Below are 25,604 nucleotides of genomic sequence, written 5' to 3'. Positions count from 1 at the left end.
GCCCAGCCCTGCGCCCATTGCAGGTACCAGCCGAGCCCGGCCTTGACGCCGATCATCTCGGCGACGACGAGCACGGCAAAGGACGAGCCGAGCCCCATGAACAGGCCGACGAAAACGTGCGGCAACGCCGCGGGGATCGCGACCTTCAGCACCAGGAAGGACGGCTTTGCCCCGAGCGTCCGCGCAACGTCGTAATAGGCGTTGCTCACGCTCGCGACACCCGACCAGGTCAGCACAGTGACCGGGAAGCCGGTTGCCAGCGCGATCAGAAAGGTCGATGCGCTCCAACTCGACGGGAACGTGAAGAAGGCGATCGGCAGCCAGGCGGTCGCCGGCAGCGGGCCGATGAAGCGCAGCACCGGGTGCACCCAATAGCCGACCGCGCGCGACCAGCCGATCGAGACGCCGGTCAGGAACCCGACCGTCGCGCCGAACAGATAGCCGCCGAGCTGGAGCTTGACCGAGGCGAACACGCTGTCGAGCAGTTTTGGCAGATCGTCGGTGTAGACTTCGATGATCGACTGCGGCGGCGGGAAGAACGGCAATGGCAGCCATGCGAATTTCGCCGTCGCGACTTCCCACAGGGTCAGGACAACGCCGAGCAGCGCGAGCCACGGCGCGCGCTGGCGCAAGGCCCGGCCCGCCGAGCCGAGATAATCGGCGCCGACAGTCCCGAACAGCGCGATGGCCGCGATGACAAACGCGGCGATGCCGAGCGAATGCGTCCGCGACCAGTCGCCAACGTCCTCCCACCACAGGCAGGACAGCCCGAAGACAATCCACGCCACGCTGGCGAGAATGCCGACACCGGAGTCCCGGATCCAGCTCGCAAGCCACGGCGAGCGCGAGAGACGCGGCGCGCCGGAAGCTAGGCCGTCAGACAGCGAATACGTCGACATAGATGCGCTCCGCGAATCTGGCCGTGTCGGTGCTCTGTTTGAACACCTGCACGCTCTTGAGATCGTCGGCATAGGCCTTGAGCTCGCGCTTCAGGACTTCGCCGACGGGATGATGATGGTGGGTGTGGTAGCGCACCATGCCCTCGATATCCGCGAGCGATGCGGTCTTCGGCGCGTAAGGCTGGAACGACTTCGCCGTCACGGATGGATTTTGCGCGGTGAACATCGCGGCATCGAGCAGCGCCTGCGTCAGGGCACGCGCGACCTGCGGCTCCTCGCGCACCAGGCTGCCGCGCAGGCCGAGGATGCAGCAGCTCTTGTCGCGATATTCGCCATCGAGATTGGAGGCGACCTCCTTGTACTGGCTGTCCTTGAGCCAGAGATAACCCAGCGGGTCGGACGACAGGAATGCCTGCACCTCGCCCTTCTCGACAGCAACGTTGAGAAGGTTGCCGGGATATGCGCGCCAGTCGACATCCTTGTTCGGATCAATACCGAGTTTGGCGAGCTGAATGGAGAAGAAATTCTTGTCGGGGCCGCCGAGATCGCCGACCGCGACGATCTTGCCCTTGAGGTCGGCGAGCTTGCTCACGCTGGAATCGGCGCGGGTCAGGACCCGCATGCAGCCGCCATGGGTGCCGGCGGCAATCTTGACGTCAAAGCCCTGCTCCAGCGGCTTCAACCACCGCAGCGCCATGCCGAGCCCGGCATCGCTCTTGCCGGTTGCGATGGCCTCGAGCAGCTGGTCGGTGGAACCGGAATAGTTGATGAGTTCGATATCGAGATTGTGCTTCTGGAAGAAGCCGTGCTCGATGGCGACCGGCACCGGAGCGAGACACACCGCGCCCGCGTTCCAGGACAGCTTGAGCTTGCGCGGCGCGCCGGTGAGCACGGGCGCATCCGACGCCGTCCGGCACAGCGGAAACTCCGAGAGATCGACGCCGGGCGCGATGCCCCGCGGCGCAAAGGCCTGTGCCGCACCGAAGGCACCGAGCGGCGCGGCGAATGCCGCAGCTAACCCCGCCTGGAGCAAATGGCGACGGTCGAGCCTCGATCCGTCGCGCTTATCGTCGTCGTTCATCCGTCTCCACTCCTGCGCTGGCACGGCTCCGCCATCGGCACAACAGCTTGTGTTGCGCCTGTTCCGTGCGGAGCTGCGTCGAGAGAAAATCTTCTCGCCGGCGCCTGCTGCGGCGCCTTGATGCGATGCGCAAATCATGCGGCGCGTTCGCCGTATCGTCAATGAAATGGAATTTCGAATGTGGCGCGAAGCGAGGTCATTCTCTCCATCGGTGCGTGCAAGGACGATGAAAGGATTTCCGTCGATGGATCAATTGATAGAGCGTGAGGCCACTCCCTCTCCTGCTTCATTTTTGCGCAGCATCGGTGGCGCATACCGCACGTTCTCGAAATCAGCGCCTCGCTGAAACGTCCTTCCGGATCGCGCGCGCAATACGGTTAGCCATTTCATTGACCGCGCATCGCGCAACCATAGACTTGATCGTCTCGCTGCATCGTTCGCTCACGCGTCGTGGGCAAAGCAACAAGACAGGCCACATGAGCATCAACTCCCTCGATCATTCCATCACGCGCCGGCTCGCGGCATCGCTGCTTGCCGCCGCCATCACCCTGTCGACGGCCGCGGCGTCGTTCGCAGCCGATGCAGTCGTGCTGCGGGTCGGCGACCAGAAGGGCGGCAATCGTTCGCTGCTCGATATCTCCGGCTACGCGAAGGATCTGCCTTACAAAATCGAGTGGTCGGAATTTCCCGCGGCCGCGCCGATCCTCGAAGCGCTCAACGCCGGCGCGCTCGACGTCGGCTATACCGGCGACCTCTCGTTCCTTTCCGTTTACGCGGCCGGCGCGCCGATCAAGGCGATCGGCGGCACCAGGTCGGATGCCAAGACGCAAGCCATTCTCGTGCGCCAGGATTCGCCGATTAAATCGCCGGCCGATCTCAAGGGAAAACGCCTCGCCGGCACGCGCGGCGGCTGGGGCCAGTTTCTGATCGACGCCACGCTGGAGAAGGCGAACATGAAGCTGGAGGATGCGACGTTCGCGCCGCTCGGCCCGGTCGACGCCAAAATCGCATTGGTCGCAGGCTCGATCGACGCTTGGGCGGTGTGGGAGCCCTACGTCTCCTTCGCGACGCTCAAGGACAAAGCCCGCGTGATCGCCAACGGCGAAGGCCTGACGCCGACCATCACCTTCATCGTCGCCTCCGACAACGCCATCGCCAGCAAGCGCGCGGCGGTGCAGGACCTCGTGCAGCGGCTGAACAAGGCGCGGCTGTGGTCGCTGGATCATCTCGGCGAATATGCCAAGAGCACGTCCGAGCTGACCAAGCTGCCGGAGGACGTGCTGCTCTCGGCCTACACCGCGCAACGCACCAGCCCGATTCCGATCGACGAGAACGTCGTGAAGGAGGTGCAGGAAGCCTCCGACCGCTCGACGCGCTACGGCATCCTGCCGAAGAAGCTCGACGTCAGCAAAGCCGTCGATCGCAGCTTCACCGCTGCGGCCGCGGGATCGAACTAGGCGGAGGCGGCGGGATGCGCGCGCTGCGCCTCAAGGCCGGCCCGCTGCATCTCGCCGCGATCGTGCTCGCGCATTTCGCCTGCATGAGCCTGATCGTGTGGCTATCGCTTTAGACGCCGTCCAGCGTCTCCGCTCCCCGCCCCGGCCTTAAGGAAAACATCAGGACAACATAAGGAGCCCATAAGGACTTCCGAGACGCCGCTGGCCTAGCATCGACCGTGTGATCGCGTCGGTAACAGGATGCCTCATCCCCGCGGCTTGTCCAGGCAATCACAACTCGCTCTCGGGTTGCCGATCGCGACTGGACGGGCTTACAGTGATCCGCCCTGCGGCCGTCGACGCTTGCAATGGGAAGGCGACCTTCGGGCTGGAGACCAGCGCCATGTCAGCCGATCAGTATCTTCGTTACGATCCGTCCGTCGAACAAATCCGGCCCGAGGAAGCGGCCGCCGTCGAGGAGATCGTTGCCTCGATTTCGCGAACGAGCGATCTCACTTTTCGCAAAGACAAGCACGGGACCCGACAGCAGCACGCCAAGGGCGCCGGCTATCTCCGGGGCGAACTGATCGTCTACGACGATTTGCCGGATCATCTGCGCCAAGGCCTGTTCAAGCAGGCTGGCCACTTCCCGATCATCGTCCGCCTCTCCACCGCATTCAACAGGAGCGATCGCGTACGTTCGCCGCGGGGGTTTGCCATCAAGGTCCTGGGTGTGACTGGGCCCAAGGCGCTCGGCGACGACGATACGACGAACCAGGATCTTCTGCTCGTCAATCACCCCAGCTATTTCGCGGATGCGATGGCCTATATGCGCGCACAGCACCATGTCGAGCGCACCCTGTTCCTGCCTGATCTGGCGTACGTACCCATAGGCTTTCTCGCGCGCGCGCTGGTCGCCGCATCGGACAGAACAGGCATTCCGATCCCGATCGTCTTGAAAGCGCTCGGTGATGCCGGCAGCAACATCCTCGGAGAAACCTTTCACACAGAGGGAGCATTGCGGTTTGGCGATTATATCGCAAGGCTTCGCCTGGTGCCGATCTCGGCCTCGGTTCGCCAACTCACCGGCCAGCCCTGTCACGATTCCGATGATGCCGTGCTGAACAGCGTCGTTGCCTTCTTCAAGGACAATGCGGCCGAGTACGAATTATCTGCCCAGCTCTGCACCGACCTGGAGCGAACACCGATCGAAGATGCCTCGATCGACTGGCCCGAGGACGTCGCGCCGCCGCAAGCACTCGGCAAGATCACGCTTCCGCGCCAGACCGCCGACAGCCCCGCACGTCGGGTCTATTCCGACGAGGTGCTTTCGTTCGATCCATGGCGATGTCTGGCCGCGCATCAGCCGCTCGGCTCGATCATGCGATTGCGCAGGGATGCCTACAGTGCCTCCCGCACGCTGCGGCAGCAGCAAAATCAAGGCATGGTCAAGCAACCGCCCGAAGAACCGCGAGAGATCGCGGACCTGCCGGTTTGAGACGACGATCACCGTCCCGCAATATCGGGCCGGGTGTGCCGGCCTGCGTCGAAAAAGGACGCCGAGCGCAGCGGATCGCCGGGATCAAGCGTCTCCGCCAGCGATGCGATCACCTGGCTGGAGCGGTCCCGCCACTTGGCAGCCCTTTGCGCTTGTCCGAGGCTCCCATAGAGCACCGCTGTCGTGCGATAAACGCGCCAGGCGGCGTGCGGCAGCCTGGTATGCCGGAGAATCGAAATGGCCGTCGACAAATGCGCGCCGGCGAGTTGCGTCTCCTGCTTCAGGATCGCAATTCTCGCCATGGCCTCGTAGCACAGCGCGAGAAACGGCCGGTCGGGTGCCGCGCTCGTCACCTCGTGAAACTGGCTGGCCGAACTCTGGGCGCGATCCAGATCGCCGGTCGCGATCCAATAGTCGCAGCAAGTGAGCCAATAATGGGGGATGACCAGCGACTCCATCGGCACCCGATCGACCTCCATTCGCCGCTCCATCGCATCGAGATGCTGCCGCGCCCGAGTGAGGTCGCCCATCTTGACATAAGCTCGCGCCAGCAGGTTCCTGCCAACGAAGAAGGTGAACGGATTGGCCTCGATCATCGGGCCGAGTGCATCCTCCGCACGCCGTGACGCGCTGCCATATTCCTCCGCCTCGGAATACAGCCATCCGATCGTGAGATGACACAGCGCGACGGCCTGCGGATTTGCATTCCGCTCCGAGATGGCCAACGCGGAGACGACGTTTCGTTGCGCCCGCCCCCATTCACCGAGATAAATCTGGGCAAACGCCTCGACCGATTCATAGAGCACGAACAGATAGACGTCACCGACCAGACGGGCGAGCTCCTTTCCCCTGGTCGTCGCATCGCAGCAGGCCGGATAATTCGCGCGCAGGAACTCCAGCACCATCTCCATCGAGCAGCGTCGCAGCCGCATGCTCAGATCCTGCTCTCCGGTGATCAGCGCCGACGCATGCTCGGCAAGATCCGCATTCTCGCGATCCCAGCCGCAGAGCATCAGCTTCAAATTGGCAACGTTCCCCTGCACCAGAGCGCTGAATGCCGCGTCGTCGATCGCCCTACTCTTGACAAGAGCCTGTTCCGCAACAGGCAGGCTCTGGCGTCGATCGACGTAGAGACAAAATCTGCTGAGATCGACCAGTGCGTTCACCTCTTCGCGCACGTGCCCGTTCTCCGCCGCGTGCGCGACGACTGCGTTGAGATCCTGCAGGGAATTCAGGAAATCTCCACTGGCTCGCCAGGCCCAGGCGCGCTGAAGCAGCAACTTCAGACGTGTCGTCACCCGAAACTCCGGCGGCAGATGCGGCACCAGTTCCAAAGCGCGGGACAGGTAATTGGCTGCCTCGCGCGTGCTGAACCTTCGCGCCGAGCCCTCGGCCGCCGCGCCCAGATAATGTATCGCTTTTGGGAAATCGCGGCCCAGTTCGAAGTGACGCGCGACAATGGCGGCGATCTCCGCAGCCTGCGGCCCATAGCCCTGCTCGAGCCCCGCCCCAAGCAGCACATGGGTTTTGGTGCGGCGCGCCGGCGCAAGCCGCTGATAGAGGAGCTCCTGGTAAAGCGCGTGCCGGAACGTATAGCGACCGGAGACGCCTCCGTTCGGCCACTCGGTCATGCCGGCCACGACGATAATGCGATCGGTCCGCGCCAGGTCCTCGCACATCTGCTCGACATCCAGCACGGGACGGTCGAGCGCACCGGCGATATGGAGCGCGGAAAACTCCGCTCCCGCCGCACTGGCGACCTCGAGCAGGCAGCGCTCGTCCACGGTGAGGTGATCGATCTGCTGCTTGATCATTCCTTCCAGATCGCCCGGCATGCTGTCATGCGAGGCCGCGTCTTCGCTGACCAGCCGCCAGCCCAATTCGTGCTCGACAAGCGCGCCCTGCGCCACGAGATGATCGAGCAGAGACGACACGAACAGAGGATGCCCGCCGGTTCGCGCGAAGATACGCTCGACCAGCTCTTTGGCAAAATCGGCCGAGCTGAAGCGCAGGGACAGATAGCGCTCGACGTCGGTCCCGGTCAGTCGATCGAGCGCGAGCTCGGTGGCGTGTCCATGAATCCGCAAGTCCTGGTGAACCGCACGGATGGGATGTCCGCCGACGGCGACTTCCATCGGCCGGTAGGTGGCCAGCACGAGGATTGCCGCCCTCCGATCCCGCCGTGCCAGCCGGGAGAGCACATCCACGGTGGCAAAGTCGCTCCAGTGCAGATCTTCCAGGATGATCACCCATGGCCGGCTGACGGCGAGATGTTCCATGAGATCGGCAAATTCGCGCAGCATGCGCTCCCGGGTTGCGCCAAAGACCTCGCGCTGGAATGCGGCCCGGTCTGCTTCGCCGAGGAATCCGGGCATTTGTGCGAGCCAGGTCGGCGCGTGCTCGCGGATCGACGTCAGCAGCGATGCTCCATCGGTTCGACGGCAGCACTCGTTCAGGGCTCCGATCAGCGGAAGAAAGGCCTCATGGGTGCCGAACAACTCGTTGCAGCTACAGTGCAGCACGCCCAGTCCCTGCTGGTTCATCCTGTCGAGCGTCATTTGCAAGAGGGTGGTCTTGCCGATCCCGGCCTCGCCGGTGATGAAGACGACCTGACGCTGTCCGGTACGGGCGAGTTGCAACGCCTTGTCCAGCGTATCGAGTGCCCCGTTGCGCCCGACCCTCCAGTGCCGGCGTCGATCGACCACCTGCTCCGTGGCGGACGCCGCCTCCTCCTCGGCCGCCCGCTCGGCCGGAGGCAAGTCGGCGGTCGCGACCGAAGCGATGAAGCGATAGCCGCGCCGCGTGACGGTCTCGATGTAATTGGGCGATTGCCTGTCGTCGCCGAGCACCGAGCGGAGCGCGTTCACGGCAACCGCGAGGCTCGACTCGCTGACGTGGAGATCGGACCAGACCGCGTCGAGCAACTCTTCCTTGGTGACGAGCTCACCGGGCCGACCGACAAGATGGCAAAGAACCTCGAACGGCTTCGGCGCCAGCGCGATCCGCTCCCCGCCTCGCCACAATAGCGCGTTGGCCCGGTCGAGGCGGAATTCACCAAAGGCAAGCGCGTCTGTACGCACGGCTCCAACCCCCGGATGCTCCCCCACCTTAAGGGAAAGCTCAGCCAAATGTAAGGACGCGATAAAGACCTGCGCCCTGCGCCGGCACTAGCATTGGCCTGTCCATTTCAGAGACGCCGGCAAGGCGTCGGACGGCCTTTTCATCACGCTGTCATTTCCGTCGACAGGCAGTCGATGCCTGAATTTTGGCAAGGAGTTGGCCATGAGCATTTTAAGACATTTGGCGATCCCGCCTCTCGCTTTTGCGATTCGCCATTACGACGTCAGGGTCATATTGGGCCTCACAGTCCTCAGCCGCATCTTCCTCCTCGCCATCTATCTTGCGTGCGGCGGCCCGGGCCTGTCCGGGCCCGACCTCGCCAACACCATCGCCCTGCCATGAGGTCGGGACCGCTCGAATGGTGCATCGAGATCGCGATCATCGTCGCGATCTGCGTCGGGATTGTCGCGGCCGGGCATGGCCGGCTCGTCGTGCCGCATCACCGGGTTCAACGCGCGCAAGCCGATCGGGCCGCTTGCGTCCAGCGGCCCTCAAACCTCTTCAGCGTCGTCGCCCTGCGGCGAGCGGGTCCACCCGTTTGATCGATCACCAATACGCGCGGTGATAGTGCCGGTAATACGGCCGGTAGTAGCCGTAACGAGGGCCGAAATACGGACGGTAAGGCCGATAGTAGCGCGGATAGGCATAGGCCGGACCATAGCCGTAATAGGCCGGCGCATAACCATAGCCGTAACCATAGCCGTAACCATAGCCCGGCCCTGGGTATCCGTAGCCGCCGTAGTAGGGCCCGCCGCCATAGTAGCCATAGCCGTAAGGCGCGCTGCTGGCGATGGCACCTGCGATGATCGCGCCAGCGGCAAGGCCGCCGAGACCCCATCCAAATCCTCGGCCGCGCCAGTGCACCTGCGTGACATCATCGCCAACGGCGGCCTTCATGGTTGCGACATTGGTGGGCAGCGGAGCCGCCGCCGCCTGCTGAATTCCCCCCGCCATCACCGCTGCGGCGAGCGAACCGGCAGCTGCCGTTTTCCAGACCCTCATCGTCTTACTCCTTTCTGACGTTTGGCTTGGAGATGGATCGCAGCGCCATCATCGGGCATCCTGGCGCGAGGTCAAAGCCTCGAGTTTTGCGTGCACCGCACAAGACACATGCCTCCATTCTGATCAACCGGTACCGACGGGCTCGACAACCTCACCGCGTGTGACACCGGCAAGACGGTGCCTGGGGCCCGATCACCGCGGCAAAGCATTAAGCTTCCGGCGCATTCGCAACCAACAACCACCTTCCCGATTTACTATTCGTGCCATTACTATCGGTTCCAAATGAGCGCGGCCGGGAGGCTTCTCGCGAGCGCCAGAGTTGTGGGAGAATGACATGAGTGCCGCGAGACCCGAGCCGCTTGCCCGTCAGGCGCTGGCGTTCGTCCTGGCCGGCGGACGCGGCAGCCGGCTCCTGGAGCTGACCGACCGGCGTGCCAAGCCCGCGGTCTATTTCGGCGGAAAATCCCGCATCATCGATTTCGCGCTGTCGAACGCGGTGAACTCTGGCATCCGTCGCATCGCAGTCGCGACCCAGTACAAGGCGCACAGCCTGATCCGGCACCTTCAGATGGGCTGGAACTTCTTCCGTCCCGAACGCAACGAGAGCTTCGACATCCTCCCCGCGAGCCAGCGCGTCTCCGAAAACATGTGGTATGTCGGCACGGCCGACGCGGTCTACCAGAACATCGACATCATCGAATCCCACGCCTGCCGCTTCATCGTGGTTCTCGCCGGCGACCATATCTATAAAATGGATTACGAGGTGATGCTGCGCCAGCATGTCGACAGCGGCGCCGACGTTACCGTCGGCTGCCTGGAGATGCCGCGCCAGGAATCTTCCGGCTTCGGCATCATGCATATCGACGAGAACGGCTGGATCAAAGAATTCCTGGAAAAGCCGAAAGATCCGCCGCCGATGCCGGGCAAGCCGGACGTCTCGCTGGCCAGCATGGGCATCTACGTGTTCGACGCGAAATTCCTGTTCGAGGAGCTCAAGCGCGACGCCGAGGATCCGAACTCCAACCACGATTTCGGCAAGGACATCATCCCCTACCTCGTCAAGAACGGCCGCGCCATGGCGCACCAGTACTCGACCTCCTGCGTCCGCTCCGGCCGCGACCCCCGCGCCTATTGGCGCGACGTCGGCACGGTCGACGCCTATTGGGCCGCCAATATCGACCTCACCGACGTGGTCCCCGAACTCGATTTGTTCGACAGCGCCTGGCCGATCTGGTCGTACTCGGAGATCACACCGCCGGCAAAATTCGTCCACGACGAGGAGAGCCGGCGCGGCCAGGCCGTGAGCTCGCTGGTCTCGGGCGGTTGCATCATTTCCGGCGCCTCGCTGCGGCGCTCACTGCTGTTTACCGGCGTGCGCGTCAACTCCTACGCCAATGTCGAGAACGCCGTGATCATGCCCTACGTCAATGTCGGCCGCGGCGCGCGCCTGAAGAACGTCGTGATCGATCGCGGCGTCGAGATCCCGGAAGGGCTCGTCGTCGGCGAGGATCCCGAGTTGGACGCAAGACGCTTCCGCACCACCGAGCAGGGCATTTCGCTCATCACCCAGCCGATGCTCGACAGGCTCAATACATGACGCCTGTTCGCGTCCTCGCGGTCGCCTCTGAAGTCTATCCTATCGTCAAGACCGGCGGCCTCGCCGATGTCGCGGGCGCGCTGCCGATTGCGCTGAAGGCGCACGACGTCGAGATGCGCACCTTGATGCCGGGTTATCCCGACGTGATGCGGGTGCTGGGGGGAGCTGACGAAATCCGGCGCTGGCCGGATTATTTCGGCGGACCCGGACGTCTGCTCGCCGGCTCGCATGACGGACTCGATCTGTTCGTGCTCGACGTGCCGCATCTCTACGCACGGCCTGGCAACCCCTACGTGACGCCCGAAGGCGTCGACTGGGCGGACAATGGCGTGCGGTTTGCCGCGCTGTCGCGTATCGCGGCCGATATCGGCCACGGCCTCGTTCCCGCCTTCGTGCCCGACGTGGTGCATGCCCATGACTGGCAGGCCGGGCTCGCGCCGGCCTATCTGCATTACGACAACCGTCCGCGGCCCGCCACTGTGATGACCATCCACAACATGGCCTATCAGGGCAAGTTCGCGCCCGAGCTGATCGGTTCGATTGGCCTGCCCTGGCGCGCCTATGGCGTCAACGACCTCGAATATTTCGGCGGCATCAGTTTTTTGAAGGCGGGCCTGCAATTCGCTGATCGCATCACCACGGTCTCGCCGACCTATGCGCTGGAGATCCAGACCGACGAGGGCGGCATGGGGTTCGGCGGCCTGCTTCGCGCCCGCGCCAACGTGCTGAGCGGAATCCTCAACGGCATCGATGTATCCGTTTGGAATCCGCAAGAAGATCCGCACATCGCCTACCGCTTCGGCGCGGAGGACCTCACGTTCCGGGCCGCCAACAAGGCGGTGCTTCAGCAACAGTTCAATCTGGATTCCTCGGACGAAGCGCCATTGCTCGGCGTCATCAGCCGCCTGTCGTGGCAGAAGGGGCTCGATCTCCTGCTCGAAGCCATTCCGACCATTTTGCGCGAAGGCATGCAGCTCGCGCTGCTCGGCAGCGGCGACCGCGATCTGCAGGATCGCTATCAGGCCGTTGCGCGCGCGAACCCCGGCCGCATCGGGGTCGTGATCGGCTATGACGAGATCATGGCCCATCTGATCCAGGCCGGCTCGGACGCGCTCATCGTGCCCTCGCGGTTCGAGCCATGCGGCCTGACCCAGCTCTGCGCGCTGCGCTACGGCGCCGTGCCCATCGTTTCGCGCGTCGGCGGCCTCGAGGATACCATCGTCGATATCGGCGAGGCCGACAAATCGGGTCACGATGCCACCGGCTTCAAGTTCGCACCCGTCACCGCGGATGCCCTCGCTGGCACGCTGCGCAAGGCCAACATCGCCTTTCACGACAAGCTGACCTGGCGCCGGCTGCAACTGAGCGGCCTTGCGACCGACGTGTCCTGGCGCAACCGCGCCGGTGACTATGCCGCGCTCTATCGTGGCCTCATGACCGCGCGCGCCTGAGGAGACAGGCGTGTCGCTTTGAATAGCGTTCCTGCGGGCCCATCCTTCGAGACGCCCGTTCCGCGAGCTCCTCAGGATGAGGGCGGAGTACGCGGCAGCGATTTTGACAGCCCCGGTGCTGCTTGGCCTCATCCTGAGGAGGCGCGTAAGCGCCGTCTCGAAGGACGAGGCGCGCGCACAGGCTGTCGCCTGGATCGCCGTTCCAGACCCATCACCATCGTCGAATCAATGCTATAGAGCCGTCATGGACCCGTTCTTGATCAAGCTGATCGGCTTTGCCGCCGCGACCTGCACCACCGTGGCCTACGCGCCGCAAGCCATCAAAGTGTGGAAGACCCGCTCCACCGGCGATATTTCGCTCGGCATGTTCCTGGTCATGGTGCTGGGGCTGGCGCTCTGGCTCGTCTACGGCCTGCTGTCGGGCGATGCGCCCCTCGTCGCCGCCAACGCCGTCACCATGGTGCTCGCCGGCGGCATCCTGTTCATGAAGCTGAAATACGGATGAGCTCGGAGCTGCGTAGGGCGGATTAGCCGAAGGCGTACTCCGCCGCCTTCACTGCCGCCGATGGTGGATTACGCTTAGCTAATCCACCCTACGATTCATCCGAACACGTACGACGCCATCGCGACATTCGCGACCTCGTCGACGAAGACGCGCTTGCCCACGTCGCTGCCGGCGGCGCCGGCGGCCACCATCAGCGGCAGCAGATGGTCCTCGCGCGGATGGGCCAGGCGCGCGCTCGGTGCGTTCTCCCAGTCAACCAGCATCGCATTGCGGCGCGCCGCATCCTTGTGGCTGATCGCCTCGTTCAGATAGGCCTCGAAATCATACGAGACCGGCTTCGACTCCGCGCGGCCGAACCCGCGCATGTTGTGATAGGTCAGCCCGCTGCCGACGATCAGAATGCCTTCGTCCCGCAGTGAAGTAATCGCCTGCCCCACCCTGATGTGCTCGGCCGGATCGTAACTCGATCTCAGCGACAGCAGCACGATCGGCATGTCGGCGTTCGGATACATCAGCCCGAGCGGCACGAAGGTGCCGTGATCGAACCCCTGGTTGGGATCCTCCCGGCAATCGACGCCCGCGCGAATGAGCAGCGCCTTCACCTCGGCGGCGAGCTCGGGCCGCCCCGGCGCGGGATATTTGAGGTGATAGGTGTGCTCGGGGAAACCGTGATAGTCGTACACCATCGGCGGATGCGCCGAGGTGGACACGGTGAAGGCGTCAGCCTCCCAATGTCCTGTGATGACGAGCACGGCCTTGGGCTTCTCCGGCAAGAGCTGCGGCAGCCGGCCGAACGCCTCGGCGGTCTTCGCATATTGCACCCGCCTGTCTTCCATGAAGGGCCAGGGACCGCCGCCATGCGACAGGAAGAAGGTCGGAAATCGCACCATGGGCGAAGGCTCGTTTCATTGGCGACATGCGCGTGCGAGCTGCCCGCGCGATCGGCCGTGAGCATAGGCAAACCGGTATGGTTAGCAAGACGTTAACGATTTTCCGCCCAGAATCCTCGGCGTAGCCGAAGGAGTCGGCCAGCAGCCAGGGACGTGAAATGAAGAAGTTTGCGTTGGGGGACGTCGTCAACAGTGACAAGGGCCGCCGCGGCGTCGTGCGCGCCGCCTACAGGTCGAAGGAAGGCCAGCAGTTCTACGCCGTCGAGAAAGACGGTGCGATGGATTATCTGGAGGAAGACCGGCTGAGCCCGGCGCCGCGGGTCGAGCTCGCGGCTTAAGTCCAACTCAACCTGCCCTAACGCCCGAACCGGTCGAGGCGCTCCGACCAGGGGTCGTCTCCGCTCGCGATGCGATCGTTCGCGATCAGCAGCAGGCGATCGCTGCCTGCAGCCGCGTCCCAATGGGGCAGGTCCGGACTGTTGGGATCGCCGCTCCTGGCGAAATTGATCCAGTAGGCGCGCATGCGATTTGCGACCTCGCGATCGGCTCGTGACAGGATGCCCGCACCTGGCATGCCTTCGACGCCGAAGATGAACTGCAATTCTCGCCCGTGACCGCCCTCGGCGTTTGCGCGCCGTGCCTCCGGCACATAGGCAAAGCGATATCGAAAGCTCGGCGCACCGCTTGCGGCATGCAGGCGCGCCAGCAATCTTACCGGCTCGGAGAACACCCTGTCGGTGTAGAACCTTGCCGCGCGGCCGGAAGGTCTGGCGAGGTCCGGATAGAGCCTGCGCAGCTCATCGCTGGTGGTGCCTGACGATGCCAGCTCTTCCCGGATATCCAGCTCGCCGTCGAAACCGGTCTCGTCGTCGTTCGAGCCGATGATCAGGGGAATGCGGCTCTCATGTCCGGCCGCGAAGCCCGCGGCGACCTCCTCGCTCACCAGACGTCCATCGATCGTCGGCCCGAAGCTGCGCGGCGATTTTTCCAACAGATGCTTTTCGACGGCAAGCAGGCGCTGCGGTTCGGTTGTGCGTAAGTCGGCCTGTCGCCCCAGCGCCGCCACGAATTGCCGGCCCACAATCTCGGCCTCTTGTGCCGAACGCAGGCGCGCACGGCCGGGGATCGATTGCAGAATGGCTTTCCGGAAGAGATCGCGCGATTGCTCAGACAGCATCAGCAGCGCGATCGAGGTCGCGCCTGCGCCACTGCCGAACAAGGTGACGTTGGTGGGATCGCCGCCGAAGGCCGCGATGTTGTCGTGCACCCAATGCAGCGCCGCGATCTGGTCCATCAGGCCGTAATTGCCGGAGCCATCTTCCGACAGCGCGGGATCGCTGAGCCAGCCGAACGCGCCGAGGCGAAAATTCACTGTCACCACGATGAGGCCGGCCTGCGCGAGCCTGGCACCGTCGAACAGCGGATCGTTCGCGGTGCCGCTGACGAAAGCACCGTCGTGGATGAACATCATCACCGGCAGCGGGCCGTCGACCCCGAACGGCCGGAACACGTTCAGCGTCAGGCAATCCTCGCTTGATCCCGGCAGCGACGGCTGAAGACACGGCGCGCCATACGCATAGGCGGTGCGCATCTCCGAACTCTCGGGCGCGGCCTGCGGCGGACGCCAGCGCAGCGGCCCGATCGGCGCGGCCGCATAAGCCAGCCCCTTGAACGAGGCTACTTCGCCTTCGACGGCGCCAAGCATCTGTCCTTCGCGCGTCAGCGCAAATGGAAACTGGCCGACCGGCTGGGCCACGGCCGGGCCGGCGCAACAGAGGACCAGAGACGTCGCAAACAGCGCGAACACGGACCGCATCTTCGGAGCATCTCGATGCGCGGAAGGATTTGAGCAGGTTATGTCCGTGGCCCGCTGCGAGGCAAGCGCTGCGGCTGCGCCTAGCTCCGCTTGGCGGCAAGCTCCGCCAGTGCGTGGCGTGCGATGATGCCGAGCTCACCGAGCGTGGTGTGACCGGACCGCGCCGCCTCGATCAGCCGCTCGGCGATGAACCTGCGGCTGTCGTGATCACCGCCGTGCGGCAGTTGGCGGCACGTCTCCTCCAGGACAACGTCCATGTTCGCTTTGGTCCGCTCACTCAACTCTGTCATGACGCCCTGAGAACGCGTGGCTTGTAGCCGCAAGCATACACAGACGGATCGTACATGATTAGCCCGGGTAATCACGGCCATTGTGCATCGCGATGCGTGCATTGAAGCAACGTTCGCGCAGCCACGATGACGCCGCAAACGGCCACCGAAGATTGCACTTGTTCTGATGACAAGCCGAACCTGCAGCGATAGCCTGCCGGCAAAACAAAACACACGGGAGGAAATGCCATGCCTGATGCAATGGTTGCTGCACGTGCCTCTGTCGCGGGGCGCGGAACCAGTCAGCAGGTCGATGTCGCCGTGGTCGGTGCCGGATTTGCCGGCCTCTATCTTCTCCACCGGCTGCGCAAGGCCGGCCTCACGGCGGTAGGCCTCGAAGAAGCCGGCGATGTCGGCGGCACCTGGTACTGGAACCGATATCCCGGCGCGCGCTGCGACATCCAGACCATCGACTACAGCTACACCTTCGATCCCGACCTCGAGACCGCCTGGACCTGGTCGGAGAAATACGCGACCCAGCCCGAAATCCTGCGCTATCTCGGCTTCGTCGCCGACCGCTACGATCTCAGGCCTGACATCCGCTTCAAGACCAAGGTCACCGAAGCGAAATGGGACGAGGCGACCGAACGCTGGCAGCTGACCACCGACAATGGCGCGCCGGTCTCCTGCCGCCATTACATCATGGCCACCGGCTGCCTCTCGGCGCCGAAGCCGCCGGAGATCGACGGCGTAAAGGACTTCAAGCGCGAGGTCTATTTCACCGGACGCTGGCCGCATGACGGCGTCAATCTCGCGGGAAAACGCGTCGCGGTAATCGGCACGGGATCGTCGGCCATTCAGTCGATCCCGCTGATCGCCGAGCAGGCCGCACACCTGACCGTGTTCCAGCGCACGCCGAATTTCGCATTGCCGGCCCATAACGGCCCTGCGCCTTCCGATCGCATGAGCCTGCTGCAAGGCGATCGCGCGGCCTATCGCGAGCAGGCGCGCCAGTCCATGGCCGGCGTGCCCTATCCGCAGCAGACGGTCGTGAGCTGGCAATTGAGCGATGCCGAACGTCGTGAGCGGTTCGAACGCGCCTGGGCGGCTGGCGACCTCATCCACATCCTGACCCAGCTCTGGGCCGACCAGGCGGTGGACATCGACGGCAACAAGATCGTCCAGGACCTGATCCGCGAGAAGATCCGCGCTGCCGTCATAGACCCCGAGACCGCCGCGGCGCTGGTCCCAGACGATCACCCGTTCGGCGCCAAACGCCCCTGCCTCGATACCAACTATTACGCGACCTACAACCGGCCGAACGTCACGCTGGTCAATCTGCGCCAGGAGCCGATCAAGGCGATCACCGCCAGTGGGATTACCACGGCCAAGCGCAGCATCGACGTGGACGTGATCGTGTTCGCGACGGGCTTCGACGCCATGACCGGCGCGATCCGCGCCGTGCATCCGATCACCGGACGTGGCGGCAAGTCGCTCACCGACGTCTGGGCGCAGGGGCCGCAGACCTATCTCGGGCTCACCGTCGCAGGCTTTCCGAACTTCTTCATGATCACCGGACCCGGCAGCCCGTCGGTGCTGTCGAACATGGCGGTGTCGATCGAGCAGCATGTCGACTGGGTCGTCGACCGCCTCGCAGCATTGCGCGACGCCGGGTTCACCACGATCGAGCCGACGGAGACGGCGCAGGCCGGCTGGAACAGGCACATGGCCGACTGCTCGATGGTGACGCTGCACCGGCTCGCCAACACCTGGTACACGGGCGCCAACGTGCCCGGCAAGGTGCAGGGCCTGATGCCCTATACCGGCGGCGTCGGTCCCTATCGCAGCATCTGCGACGAGGTGGTCAGCCGCGGCATGCTCGGCTTCAAGCTGACCGGTCCCAACGTCGCCGCGCAATGCAATGACGGCGAGGTGGTGCGCCTCCAGCCCGATGTGCGGCTGGTGCTCAACCTGCTGGCATCGCTCAACCTGCCGCCGATCGAGTCGATGGGTGCGGAAGGCGCCTGCGCCTTCGTCAATGAGTTCAACAAGGGCCGTCCCGCTGGACGGCCGATCGGCGAGATCGTCGACGGCACGCTGCCCGGCGCCGACGGTCCCTTGCCTTATCGGGTCTACAAGCCGGCAACATCAGGGCCGCATCCCGTGGTGGTCTATTTCCACGGCGGCGGCTGGGTGCTCGGCGACGAGCAGTCGGACGAGCCGTTCTGCCGCGACATGGTGCGGCGAACCGGCATGATGCTCGTCAGCGTCGGCTATCGTCATGCGCCCGAGCATCGTTTCCCGACCGCGGCCGAAGACGGCTATGCGGCGACGCGCTGGATTGCCGAGCACGCCGCCGAGCTCGGCGGCAGGCCGGGCCCGGTGCTGGTCGCGGGCTGGAGTGCCGGCGGCAACATCGCCGCCGTCACCTGCCAGCTTGCACGCGATCGCGGCGGCCCTGAGATCGCGGGCCAGCTCCTGATCTGCCCGGTCACCGACTGCAGCTTCGACCGCCCCTCCTACAACGACAATGCGACCGGCTATTTCCTGACCCGTTCGCTGATGTACTGGTTCTGGGACCTCTATTGCTCGCCGGCCGACCGCACCGATCCGCGCGTCTCGCCGCTCCGCGGCAAGGTCGCAGGACTGCCGCCGGCCTTCGTCGTCACCTGCGAATTCGATCCGCTGCGCGACGAAGGCATCGCCTATGCCGAGGCGATGGCAGCCGCCGGCGTCCCGGTCGAGCAGCTCAAGGCGCCCGGTCATTTCCATTCGTCCTTCACGATGGTGGACGTGATCATCACCGGCGCGCCGGGCCGGGTGCAGATGGCCGAGGCCTTGCGGCGGTTCGCCGGGCTGCCGCCCGAAGTTGGTCGCGGCGATGAGACCAGCCACGGCCGCACCAATCCCGGACAGAGGATCGCGGCGGCCGCGAGCTGAAAGCGAACAATTGGCCGGGAACTATTTCCCGGTCATGGCGTTTGGTGCTGTGGCATTGAGATGCAGTAATCGGTGTAGGCCCCGGTACGCACGATCGTGTGCCGGGGTTCTTTTTGCGTGAGGCGGGACGATGGGGGATGTGATTGCGGATTCAAAGGTCGATTTTGGTGTCCTTGCGGTGCTGCATAAATGGCCATCGCTTGCGAACCAGCGACGGTCGGACCGAGCGTCCTACCAGGTGATCGAGGGCACGCTCGACGAATGCATCTCGGCGTTCATGGCGAAACCGGCGGCGACCAGGCATCTCTATGAGATCCGCACGATCGCGCAGCCGCCGCTGGTCACCGACATCCTCTCGCCCGAGCACATCACGGAGCTGGCGCGGCTGAGAGAATTTCTCTGATCCCCGCAGAAGCACCGGCTGAGCGCAGGAACCTTCTTCCGGTTTTTCCCGTTGATGGTGATCGGAGACGAAGGCGTGAGTGCCTCACATGCTTGAAGCCGGCGTGCCAGCCCCGGTCGTGCCCTATGGCGCAGACCAGACCCTGTTCGTGGTGATCGATCGCCTCGACAAGGCGACCGAAATCCCTATCGAGCGAAGCGATCTCGACGCCACGATCGGCGAGCTTGTCGCCGGCTGCTTCAACGACCCCGTCAGGGTCATCTCGTTCAACACGCTCGAGCACTGGATGAAGGATATCTCGACCGAGGTCGCCGGCGAGATTCGGGCGCGCTGTGACATCGATGGCGTGACGCTACCCGATTATCTCAGCGACTTCGTCGAGAGCCACAGCTGAGCGTGCATGGGATGATGAAAATCAGGCGCGCCGGTACTTGCCGGCGATGACCTCGATCTCGCGGCGGCGTTCGCCTGCGAAGGTCAGGAGCTTTTCGATCGTCAACGTATCCGTGATCCGCTTGGCCAGCCGCTCGGCGCGTGCGGCCTGATCTTCGAGATACTGGATCGTGTTCAAACGTCGCTCCCAAGAGTGCGATTTGGAGTCCCGAATTGCTCGGGTATCCATCGTGGCTGGAGGCGGCTAACAGCCGGTTAAGCACAGCGTTTCGGATCGATGCAGCTGGAAATTATCGCACCACATCGAGCCGGACATTGGTGACACCCTTGTCGACCATGCCGAGCGCCTCGGCCGCGGAGGGAGAGATGTCGACCACGCGTCCGCGAACATACGGACCGCGATCGTTGATCCTGACGGTCACGAAACGGCCGGATGAGACGTCGGTGACGCGCAGCTTGGTGCCGAACGGCAGGCTGGGATGGGCCGCGGTCAATTCGTTCTTGTCGAACCTCTCGCCGCTCGCCGTCTCCGTATCCGAATAGAAGCTGGCGATGCCGTGCGAGACGCTTTGCTTTGCGTCACCGTCAGGGACGCGCGCTCGGCTGATCGGACGCGGATGCAGCGCCGCCACCCTGTGCGGTCGTTCGACAGCGGCTTGGCGGTGGGTGCCTAGATCGGCCTTCTGGCGGCCGACCGGCGACTGCGCACACGCCGCAAGCGACGCCGCACCGATGATGGCGAGCAGGATCCGGCACAGGCTTGCCGGCGAGATCCGGGCAGTTTCGGCACGTGCAAAGCAAGACATGATGCGCCCTCCGAATGGCCCCGAGTTTCGGCGGGCAATGAGGGCAGAACCTTGTCGGAACGAAAGCGCGCCTGCGGCCGCAGCCGTTTCGGTTTAGCTGTGGCGATTCCACCACACTGGCTTGTCCTGAATCGAGACAGATTCTTTCGCGAGCACCTCTCTCACTCCCTCTCCCCCGTTTTTGCGGGGAGAGGGAGTGGTGAGGAGCCGCCTCCGCGAGTCCGGCTTGAATGTAAGCGCTAGTACTGCGGCTCGTACATCTGCGACTGAACCAGTCCCTTCACGTCATTGGGCGCGGGGCCGTCCGCGAGCCCGCGCTGAAAAGCGACATCGGCAACGGCGGCGGCGATGCGGACCGAGACCTCGCGGATGCGCGGCAGCGCCGGGTAAAGGCTGCCCTGCGCAAGATCGTCCTTGCCGACGCAATTGGCGAGCGTATGGGCGGCCGCCATGAACATCTCGTCCGTCACCAGCCGCGAGCGGCTGGCGATGACGCCGAGACCGACGCCCGGGAAGATGTAGGAATTGTTGCCCTGGCGCGGCACGAAGGTGCGGCCGTTGAGCTTGACCGGGTCATACGGACTGCCGCAGGCAAACAGCGCGCGGCCCCCGGTGTAGCGGTAGGCGTCCTCCGCCGAACATTCGGCCTTCGAGGTCGGATTGGAGAGCGCGAACACGATCGGCTGTTCGTTGAGCTCGGCCATCGCCTTGAGCACGTCGGGCGTGAAGGCGCCGCCGACCGCGGCAACGCCGATGATCGCCGTCGGCTTCAGCGTCCTGATCGCGGTAAGGAAGTCGGCGATCGGCGCCTGGTCGGCATGGGCGTAACGAAGCTTGTGACCGGACAGGCCTTCACGGCCGCCGACGACGAGGCCGCGGGAATCCACCAGCCAGTTGCGGCGGAGCGCCTCGGCTTCAGAGGCACCTTCCGCCATCATGGCGGACGTCACGAGATCGGCGATGCCGGTCGCGGCCTCGCCCGCGCCGAGGAACAGGATTCGCTGATCCTTCAGCTTGCCGCCATTGACGCGCAGGGCCGAAAAAAGGCCGGCGAGCGCCACCGCAGCCGTGCCCTGGATGTCGTCGTTGAAGACGCAGGCCTCATCGCGGTATTTGTGCAGCAGCTTGAACGCCGAATGATTGGCGAAATCCTCGAACTGGATCAACACACCGGGAAAGGTCTTCCGCGCGGCGACCATGAACTCGTCGACGAAGCTGTCATAGGCCTCGCCCGTGAGCCGCCGCTCGCGCAAGCCGAGATAATACGGGTCTTTCAGCAGCTCTTCGTTGTTGGTGCCGACGTCGAGCACGATCGGCAGGCACGTTTCGGGATGCACGCCGGCACAGGCCGAATAAAGCGAGAGTTTTCCGACCGGAATGCCCATGCCATTGGCGCCGAGATCGCCGAGGCCGAGGATGCGCTCGCCATCGGTGACGACGATCAGCTTGGCCGGATAGGGCCAGTTCTTCAGGATCTCGCCGATCTGGCCGCGATCGCGCGAGGAGATGAACATGCCGCGTGGGCGCTGGAAGATCAGGCCGTATTTCTGGCAGGCGAGCCCGACCGTCGGCGTGTAGATGATCGGCTGGATCTCGTCGATATTGTCGACGACGACGCGGAAGAACAGCGCCTCGTTGCGATCATGCAACGCATTCAGCGCGACATATTTTTCGAGATCGGTCGGCAGCGTGCGCAGATTGACGAGCACCCGCTCGACCTGGGTCTCCATCGTCAGCACGCAAGGCGGCAGCAAGCCGCGCAGGCCGAGCGCATCGCGCTCCTGCGCGGTGAAGGCGGTGCCCTTGTTGAGCAGGGGATCGCGCAGCAGCGCCATGCCGTGCACGGAATCGGACGATGTCGAATGGGCGCTGACCCGAGCCGGTCTATTCACGAATTCCCCCAGGGAGTTTCTTATTGAAGGGCGGTCATTGTCGGCCAGCGCTCACCCGAGATCAAGGACGCAGAAGCCTGCGGCAAGGATCGTGATCCCGCACCGCAGCGAGGTTTCGTGAGAGGCAAAGGTTAACGCCGCAAGGCTGGCGCTCCTCGGCATGAGGGGGCCGCCTAGGACGTGTACTCACAAACGCCAAGGCAAAGCTAAGGTATCACCTGGAGCGCGATCGGCGACGTGTGACCCCGTAGCCGACTTGCGCAATCTCGTTCACCGTGCCGCTCTCGCCTTCATCAACACGAAGAGGTGGGAGCCTGCGGCAATTACCGAGAAAATGACTATGCCCAGCTCGAAACCGTGCACACGTTGCGGCGCGTATGTGGAAGCCAGCCAAATAAACAGCCGAACAGCCGCCATGAAGGCGATCATTCCCCACATCACCATCCATTTTGGGGCGTACCACGTCGGCTCGCCGTTACGGCCCCACTGCATTGCAACCCGTTCGCGCTTGATACGAGGTCCAAAGTAAAGGTTGAACGTGAGGACTAGCGCGCTAGCCAGGCCAAAAACGTAATCTGCGGGCAACATGGTTTGCGCTTCCCGGAAACATGGCAAACTTTGCGCGAGACGCATTGGCAATCTGTGCTTGTCTCCGTGGATACGCTCGCGTCTCCTGTCGATATGGTTGCCGGCAGGTTGACCCGTCACCTGAGCCAAGGCGGCCCGCTTTGATGAGTACACGCGCTAGGTGACAGCGCTACTCCGCCTTGATGTCGGCGGCCTTCACGATCGGCCACCATTTCTCGGTCTCGGCCTTCTGGAAGGCTCCGAGCGCTGCGGGCGTTTGCTGATCGGGCGGAGGAATCTCCTGCCCCAATTCGCCGAACCGCTGCTTGACGGAAGCGTCGGCGAGCACGGCGACGATGGCCGCGTTGAGTTTTGCGACGATCTCCTTCGGCGTGTTCTTCGGTGCCCAGATGCCGTGCCAATAGGAGATGTAGAGGCCGGGCAGCCCCGCCTCGTCGACAGTCGGGATATCGGGCGCGGAGGCGAGCCGCGTCGGCGACGTCACCGCGAACGCCTTGATCGCACCGTTCTTGTAGTGCGGCAGCGAGTTCGAGGCCTGATCGAACATGATGTCGATCTGCCCGGCCACGAGGTCGATCATGGCGGGCCCCGCGCCGCGATAGGGCACGAACTGGAAGTCGGTGCCGGTTCTCTCCTTGAAGAAGACACCGGCGACGTGCGCTCCCGTGCCGGCGCCGGCGGTACCGGCAGTCACCTTGCCGGGATTGGCCTTCAGCCACGCGATCATCTCTTTCAGAGTGTTGGCCTCGAGCGACTTCCGGCCGACGATGAGCTGCGTGCCCATCGCGATCGTCGCGACCGGTTCGAAGTCGGCGATCACGTCATAGGGCAGCTTGAAGATGGCGCCGTTGAGCACATGCGTGCCCCAATGGCCGATCGTGATCGTGGTGCCGTCAGGCGTTGCGCGCGCGACGCGGGCGCCGGCGATGCTGCCGGACGCGCCCGCCACGTTTTCAACGACGATTGTCGCGTGCAATTCGGCGGCGATGCGTTCGGACAGGATCCGCGCCAGCGTGTCGGTCGGGCCGCCCGCCGCGAACGGCACCACGAGGGTGATGGGGCGGGACGGAAACGGCTGGGCGCTCGCAGGAGCAGTCCACGCCGCACATCCGAGCAACGCACAAATGGCGATCACATAATCGCGCAGTCCAGCCCACCGCCCCCGCATCAGTCTCTCCCACCCTTTTGTCGCCCGCATGTTGTCAGGGGGCTGGAGCCGGAGTGAACGCTGCCGGACGGATGGAGGCAAGCCGGAAATGATGCCGGACCGCTTAGGACATGTACTCATAAACCCGCGCTGCACTTCGTGTGAGGTCCGCTCTGCCTCCGATACCGGCCGTGTTGGGGCACCTCATCCTAGGTCCGAGTTGGGCCAGAAGCGGACTCATGCATCGCAGCAAATCGCGCCCTATAGATCAGCCCATCGGCGCGGACGTGCGCGGGCTCATTCGGGCAACCCCGCTTTCCGAAGACCCTCAATTAGTAGCTTCGCGTTTGATTGCCCGCCGCGAGCGATCCGCGAAGTAATTGTAAAGGAAGGATCGACCTCAAGCACACGCGCAGCCGCCTCACGGGCCTCGGCATCGCGTCCGAGATGAGCGAAAGCGGATGCGAGACAGTGGTAAGCTGCCGGAAAGTGGGGGTTCAGACGTTGGGCTTTCTTCCCTCCGACGATCGCCTCGTCAAAACGACCAAGCTCGATAAAGGCCAACCCCATCCCAGCAAAGGTTGTGTGTAGCCGCGGGTCGACCGGGCTCATGCGCATGGCACGTTCAAAGCTTCGGACCGCTTCCTCCGGCAGCCCCGCATAGTTATATACCCAGCCTCTGCAGTTCCATGTGTCCCATGAATTTGGGTTGAGCGCGACCGCCCGGTCAGCCATTTCGATCGCACTTTCAATATCGCCGACCATGTACGCTGAGATTAAAGCAGCCGTTGCTAATGTAAATGGATTACTATCGTCGAGGCTCAATGCCAAGCGAGAAAGCCGAACTGACTCCTTCCTGTCGAATTGAGGATCGGTAGCAAAGCCTAAGATGACGTTGACCATGTGCCAGATGCCTGCCATAGCCGCGACTAAGCCGTACCGAGGGTCTAGCTCCAAAGCGCGATGAGCCAGCCTTATCGCCTCGGCCAACCCTTCGCGGGTCGTTAGGCTAGACTGCTGCAGAGCGCGGAGATAAAAATCATATGCGGTGAGGTTCTCCGGTCGCCGTCGCGTCGCCATCTCAATTTCTGCTTGAAACAATTTTGGCTGAATGGTTGAGACAACGGCGACCGTGACTTCGTCCTGGAGAGCAAAAACGTCTGTCAGGTCACGCTCGAACCTGTCCGCCCAGATGTGCGCGCCCGTCACCGCATCAATCAACTGCCCTGTGATGCGCACCTTCCCCGACGCTTTGCGTACAGCCCCCTCAAGGACATAGCGTACGCCAAGCCTGCGTCCGACCTCCTTCACATCGACGGCTTTGGCTTTGAACGCGAAGCTCGAATTGCGAGCGATCACGAACAACCCTTTGAAACGAGAAAGCGCCGTGATGATTTCTTCAACCATCCCATCAGCAAAATACTCCTGCTCGGGATCGCCGCTCATGTTCTCGAACGGAAGCACAGCGATGGAGGGCTTGTCGGGAACCGCAAGAGCACCCTCGGGCACATCGCCGGGACTTGGGCCCGCAGCTTCTCGCGACTCGCGCACCTGTCCGACGAAACGGAATCCCTTGCGCGGCAACGTCTTGATCAGGCGTTGTTCCTCCCCGGAATCGCCGATTGCGCTTCGGGCAACATTCAGCCGCGTCGTCAGTGCTGCATCCGAAACGCTGCGCCCATTCCAAACGGTATTGATGAGGTCGTCTTTACTGACGACGCGCTCCCTGTTGCGGATCAGGTAATCGAGCAGATCGAATACCTGTGGCGCGACTGGGATGAGGTCTGCCCCGCGATGCAGCTCGCGCCGGTCGGTGTCGAATGCGTATTCCTCGAAAAGATAGCGCAAGCTGCCAACTCCTCGTGAGGCCT

The 25,604-nt window shown here is 63.8% G+C and carries 23 protein-coding genes; 10 read left to right on the top strand and 13 right to left on the bottom strand.

The genetic code is table 11. The features are described from left to right. On the bottom strand, nt 1-899 hold an 899-nt coding region (locus AC0L3S_RS11465; protein WP_473279135.1), incomplete at its 3' end, for an ABC transporter permease. After that, complete coding sequence (locus AC0L3S_RS11460) at nt 877-1,980, bottom strand: ABC transporter substrate-binding protein (RefSeq protein ID WP_473279134.1); 1,104 nt, start codon at nt 1,978-1,980, stop codon at nt 877-879. The genes AC0L3S_RS11460 and AC0L3S_RS11465, both read right to left, overlap by 23 nt. 476 nt (nt 1,981-2,456) lie before the next feature. Here AC0L3S_RS11460 and AC0L3S_RS11455 point away from each other — a divergent pair, with 476 nt between their 5' ends. Then, nucleotides 2,457-3,437, top strand: coding sequence for an ABC transporter substrate-binding protein (locus AC0L3S_RS11455; RefSeq protein ID WP_473279132.1), 981 nt, complete (start codon nt 2,457-2,459; stop codon nt 3,435-3,437). Nucleotides 3,438-3,819: 382 nt separating this feature from the next. Next, nucleotides 3,820-4,914, top strand: coding sequence for a catalase family protein (locus tag AC0L3S_RS11450; protein WP_473279131.1), 1,095 nt, complete (start codon nt 3,820-3,822; stop codon nt 4,912-4,914). An 8-nt stretch (nt 4,915-4,922) separates the two neighbouring features. Here the strand turns inward: AC0L3S_RS11450 and AC0L3S_RS11445 are convergent, their stop codons facing one another. Beyond that, nucleotides 4,923-7,994 carry an ATP-binding protein gene (locus AC0L3S_RS11445; protein WP_473279129.1) on the bottom strand — a complete coding sequence of 1,024 codons (3,072 nt, stop codon included), beginning with the start codon at nt 7,992-7,994 and terminating at the stop codon, nt 4,923-4,925. A gap of 202 nt (nt 7,995-8,196) precedes the next feature. On the opposite strand from AC0L3S_RS11445, the gene AC0L3S_RS11440 reads away from it, so the two are divergent. Beyond that, entirely contained in the window at nt 8,197-8,376 is a 180-nt protein-coding gene (locus AC0L3S_RS11440; protein WP_473279128.1) for a hypothetical protein, read from the top strand. Between the two features lie 204 nt (nt 8,377-8,580). Here AC0L3S_RS11440 and AC0L3S_RS11435 read toward each other — a convergent pair whose 3' ends face one another. After that, nucleotides 8,581-9,036: a hypothetical protein gene (locus AC0L3S_RS11435; RefSeq protein ID WP_473279126.1), complete on the bottom strand. Its 456-nt coding sequence runs from the start codon at nt 9,034-9,036 to the stop codon at nt 8,581-8,583. Nucleotides 9,037-9,370: 334 nt separating this feature from the next. Here AC0L3S_RS11435 and glgC point away from each other — a divergent pair, with 334 nt between their 5' ends. The 3 genes from glgC to AC0L3S_RS11420 all read left to right on the top strand — a co-directional run bounded on the left by glgC (nt 9,371) and on the right by AC0L3S_RS11420 (nt 12,589). After that, a complete protein-coding gene (gene glgC / locus AC0L3S_RS11430) occupies nt 9,371-10,633 on the top strand; it encodes a glucose-1-phosphate adenylyltransferase (protein WP_473279125.1) in 1,263 nt (420 codons plus the stop codon). Then, nucleotides 10,630-12,084 (top strand): glycogen synthase GlgA, encoded by a 1,455-nt coding sequence (glgA, locus tag AC0L3S_RS11425; RefSeq protein ID WP_473279124.1) that lies wholly within the window; start codon nt 10,630-10,632, stop codon nt 12,082-12,084. The genes glgC and glgA overlap by 4 nt, the downstream gene beginning before the upstream one ends. Nucleotides 12,085-12,328: 244 nt before the next feature. Then, nucleotides 12,329-12,589, top strand: a complete 261-nt coding sequence (locus tag AC0L3S_RS11420; protein WP_247500855.1) for a SemiSWEET transporter — start codon at nt 12,329-12,331, stop codon at nt 12,587-12,589. A gap of 95 nt (nt 12,590-12,684) precedes the next feature. On the opposite strand, the gene AC0L3S_RS11415 is transcribed toward AC0L3S_RS11420, so the two are convergent. Further along, nucleotides 12,685-13,479 carry a DODA-type extradiol aromatic ring-opening family dioxygenase gene (locus AC0L3S_RS11415; protein ID WP_473279123.1) on the bottom strand — a complete coding sequence of 265 codons (795 nt, stop codon included), beginning with the start codon at nt 13,477-13,479 and terminating at the stop codon, nt 12,685-12,687. A 158-nt stretch (nt 13,480-13,637) separates the two neighbouring features. On the opposite strand from AC0L3S_RS11415, the gene AC0L3S_RS11410 reads away from it, so the two are divergent. Next, nucleotides 13,638-13,817, top strand: coding sequence for a hypothetical protein (locus AC0L3S_RS11410; protein WP_027519499.1), 180 nt, complete (start codon nt 13,638-13,640; stop codon nt 13,815-13,817). Between the two features lie 17 nt (nt 13,818-13,834). Here the strand turns inward: AC0L3S_RS11410 and AC0L3S_RS11405 are convergent, their stop codons facing one another. Beyond that, nucleotides 13,835-15,295: a carboxylesterase/lipase family protein gene (locus tag AC0L3S_RS11405; protein WP_473279120.1), complete on the bottom strand. Its 1,461-nt coding sequence runs from the start codon at nt 15,293-15,295 to the stop codon at nt 13,835-13,837. Nucleotides 15,296-15,375: 80 nt separating this feature from the next. Continuing rightward, nucleotides 15,376-15,552 (bottom strand): hypothetical protein, encoded by a 177-nt coding sequence (locus tag AC0L3S_RS11400; RefSeq protein WP_245286308.1) that lies wholly within the window; start codon nt 15,550-15,552, stop codon nt 15,376-15,378. Between the two features lie 261 nt (nt 15,553-15,813). Here AC0L3S_RS11400 and AC0L3S_RS11395 point away from each other — a divergent pair, with 261 nt between their 5' ends. From AC0L3S_RS11395 to AC0L3S_RS11385, 3 genes are all read left to right on the top strand, one after another. Then, entirely contained in the window at nt 15,814-18,504 is a 2,691-nt protein-coding gene (locus tag AC0L3S_RS11395) for a flavin-containing monooxygenase (protein WP_473279118.1), read from the top strand. Nucleotides 18,505-18,634: 130 nt separating this feature from the next. Continuing rightward, entirely contained in the window at nt 18,635-18,907 is a 273-nt protein-coding gene (locus tag AC0L3S_RS11390) for a hypothetical protein (protein ID WP_473260466.1), read from the top strand. Nucleotides 18,908-18,995: 88 nt separating this feature from the next. Continuing rightward, nucleotides 18,996-19,301 carry a hypothetical protein gene (locus tag AC0L3S_RS11385; RefSeq protein WP_473260468.1) on the top strand — a complete coding sequence of 102 codons (306 nt, stop codon included), beginning with the start codon at nt 18,996-18,998 and terminating at the stop codon, nt 19,299-19,301. A 21-nt stretch (nt 19,302-19,322) separates the two neighbouring features. Here the strand turns inward: AC0L3S_RS11385 and AC0L3S_RS11380 are convergent, their stop codons facing one another. The 6 genes from AC0L3S_RS11380 to AC0L3S_RS11355 form a co-directional block, all read right to left on the bottom strand. Continuing rightward, nucleotides 19,323-19,478 (bottom strand): hypothetical protein, encoded by a 156-nt coding sequence (locus AC0L3S_RS11380; protein WP_014493103.1) that lies wholly within the window; start codon nt 19,476-19,478, stop codon nt 19,323-19,325. Nucleotides 19,479-19,590: 112 nt separating this feature from the next. Next, nucleotides 19,591-20,106 (bottom strand): septal ring lytic transglycosylase RlpA family protein, encoded by a 516-nt coding sequence (locus AC0L3S_RS11375; RefSeq protein WP_473279117.1) that lies wholly within the window; start codon nt 20,104-20,106, stop codon nt 19,591-19,593. Between the two features lie 239 nt (nt 20,107-20,345). Beyond that, nucleotides 20,346-21,998, bottom strand: a complete 1,653-nt coding sequence (locus AC0L3S_RS11370) for an NAD-dependent malic enzyme (protein ID WP_473279115.1) — start codon at nt 21,996-21,998, stop codon at nt 20,346-20,348. 270 nt (nt 21,999-22,268) lie between these two features. Further along, complete coding sequence (locus AC0L3S_RS11365) at nt 22,269-22,715, bottom strand: hypothetical protein (RefSeq protein WP_473279114.1); 447 nt, start codon at nt 22,713-22,715, stop codon at nt 22,269-22,271. A 40-nt stretch (nt 22,716-22,755) separates the two neighbouring features. Then, complete coding sequence (locus AC0L3S_RS11360; protein WP_473260488.1) at nt 22,756-23,754, bottom strand: Bug family tripartite tricarboxylate transporter substrate binding protein; 999 nt, start codon at nt 23,752-23,754, stop codon at nt 22,756-22,758. A 276-nt stretch (nt 23,755-24,030) separates the two neighbouring features. After that, the gene (locus tag AC0L3S_RS11355) at nt 24,031-25,581 is read right to left on the bottom strand and encodes a winged helix-turn-helix domain-containing tetratricopeptide repeat protein (protein ID WP_473279112.1); all 1,551 of its coding nucleotides are present in this window, start codon (nt 25,579-25,581) and stop codon (nt 24,031-24,033) included. Nucleotides 25,582-25,604 lie beyond the last annotated feature (23 nt).

The organism is Bradyrhizobium sp. Ken01, assembly GCF_055807355.1.
Note: the sequence above shows the minus strand (reverse complement) of the source record. Positions and strands in the feature narration are given on the sequence as shown.

What these genes read in the sequence shown, in the direction of transcription:
- AC0L3S_RS11415 (WP_473279123.1), bottom strand. Translation starts at nt 13,479, where the DNA reads ATGGTGCGATTTCCGACCTTCTTCCTGTCGCATGGCGGCGGTCCCTGG.
- AC0L3S_RS11450 (WP_473279131.1), top strand. Translation starts at nt 3,820, where the DNA reads ATGTCAGCCGATCAGTATCTTCGTTACGATCCGTCCGTCGAACAAATC.
- AC0L3S_RS11460 (WP_473279134.1), bottom strand. Translation starts at nt 1,980, where the DNA reads ATGAACGACGACGATAAGCGCGACGGATCGAGGCTCGACCGTCGCCAT.
- AC0L3S_RS11420 (WP_247500855.1), top strand. Translation starts at nt 12,329, where the DNA reads ATGGACCCGTTCTTGATCAAGCTGATCGGCTTTGCCGCCGCGACCTGC.
- AC0L3S_RS11435 (WP_473279126.1), bottom strand. Translation starts at nt 9,036, where the DNA reads ATGAGGGTCTGGAAAACGGCAGCTGCCGGTTCGCTCGCCGCAGCGGTG.
- glgC (WP_473279125.1), top strand. Translation starts at nt 9,371, where the DNA reads ATGAGTGCCGCGAGACCCGAGCCGCTTGCCCGTCAGGCGCTGGCGTTC.
- AC0L3S_RS11400 (WP_245286308.1), bottom strand. Translation starts at nt 15,552, where the DNA reads ATGGACGTTGTCCTGGAGGAGACGTGCCGCCAACTGCCGCACGGCGGT.
- AC0L3S_RS11455 (WP_473279132.1), top strand. Translation starts at nt 2,457, where the DNA reads ATGAGCATCAACTCCCTCGATCATTCCATCACGCGCCGGCTCGCGGCA.
- AC0L3S_RS11410 (WP_027519499.1), top strand. Translation starts at nt 13,638, where the DNA reads ATGAAGAAGTTTGCGTTGGGGGACGTCGTCAACAGTGACAAGGGCCGC.
- glgA (WP_473279124.1), top strand. Translation starts at nt 10,630, where the DNA reads ATGACGCCTGTTCGCGTCCTCGCGGTCGCCTCTGAAGTCTATCCTATC.
- AC0L3S_RS11395 (WP_473279118.1), top strand. Translation starts at nt 15,814, where the DNA reads ATGCCTGATGCAATGGTTGCTGCACGTGCCTCTGTCGCGGGGCGCGGA.
- AC0L3S_RS11385 (WP_473260468.1), top strand. Translation starts at nt 18,996, where the DNA reads ATGCTTGAAGCCGGCGTGCCAGCCCCGGTCGTGCCCTATGGCGCAGAC.
- AC0L3S_RS11405 (WP_473279120.1), bottom strand. Translation starts at nt 15,295, where the DNA reads ATGCGGTCCGTGTTCGCGCTGTTTGCGACGTCTCTGGTCCTCTGTTGC.
- AC0L3S_RS11440 (WP_473279128.1), top strand. Translation starts at nt 8,197, where the DNA reads ATGAGCATTTTAAGACATTTGGCGATCCCGCCTCTCGCTTTTGCGATT.
- AC0L3S_RS11360 (WP_473260488.1), bottom strand. Translation starts at nt 23,754, where the DNA reads ATGCGGGGGCGGTGGGCTGGACTGCGCGATTATGTGATCGCCATTTGT.
- AC0L3S_RS11390 (WP_473260466.1), top strand. Translation starts at nt 18,635, where the DNA reads ATGGGGGATGTGATTGCGGATTCAAAGGTCGATTTTGGTGTCCTTGCG.
- AC0L3S_RS11375 (WP_473279117.1), bottom strand. Translation starts at nt 20,106, where the DNA reads ATGTCTTGCTTTGCACGTGCCGAAACTGCCCGGATCTCGCCGGCAAGC.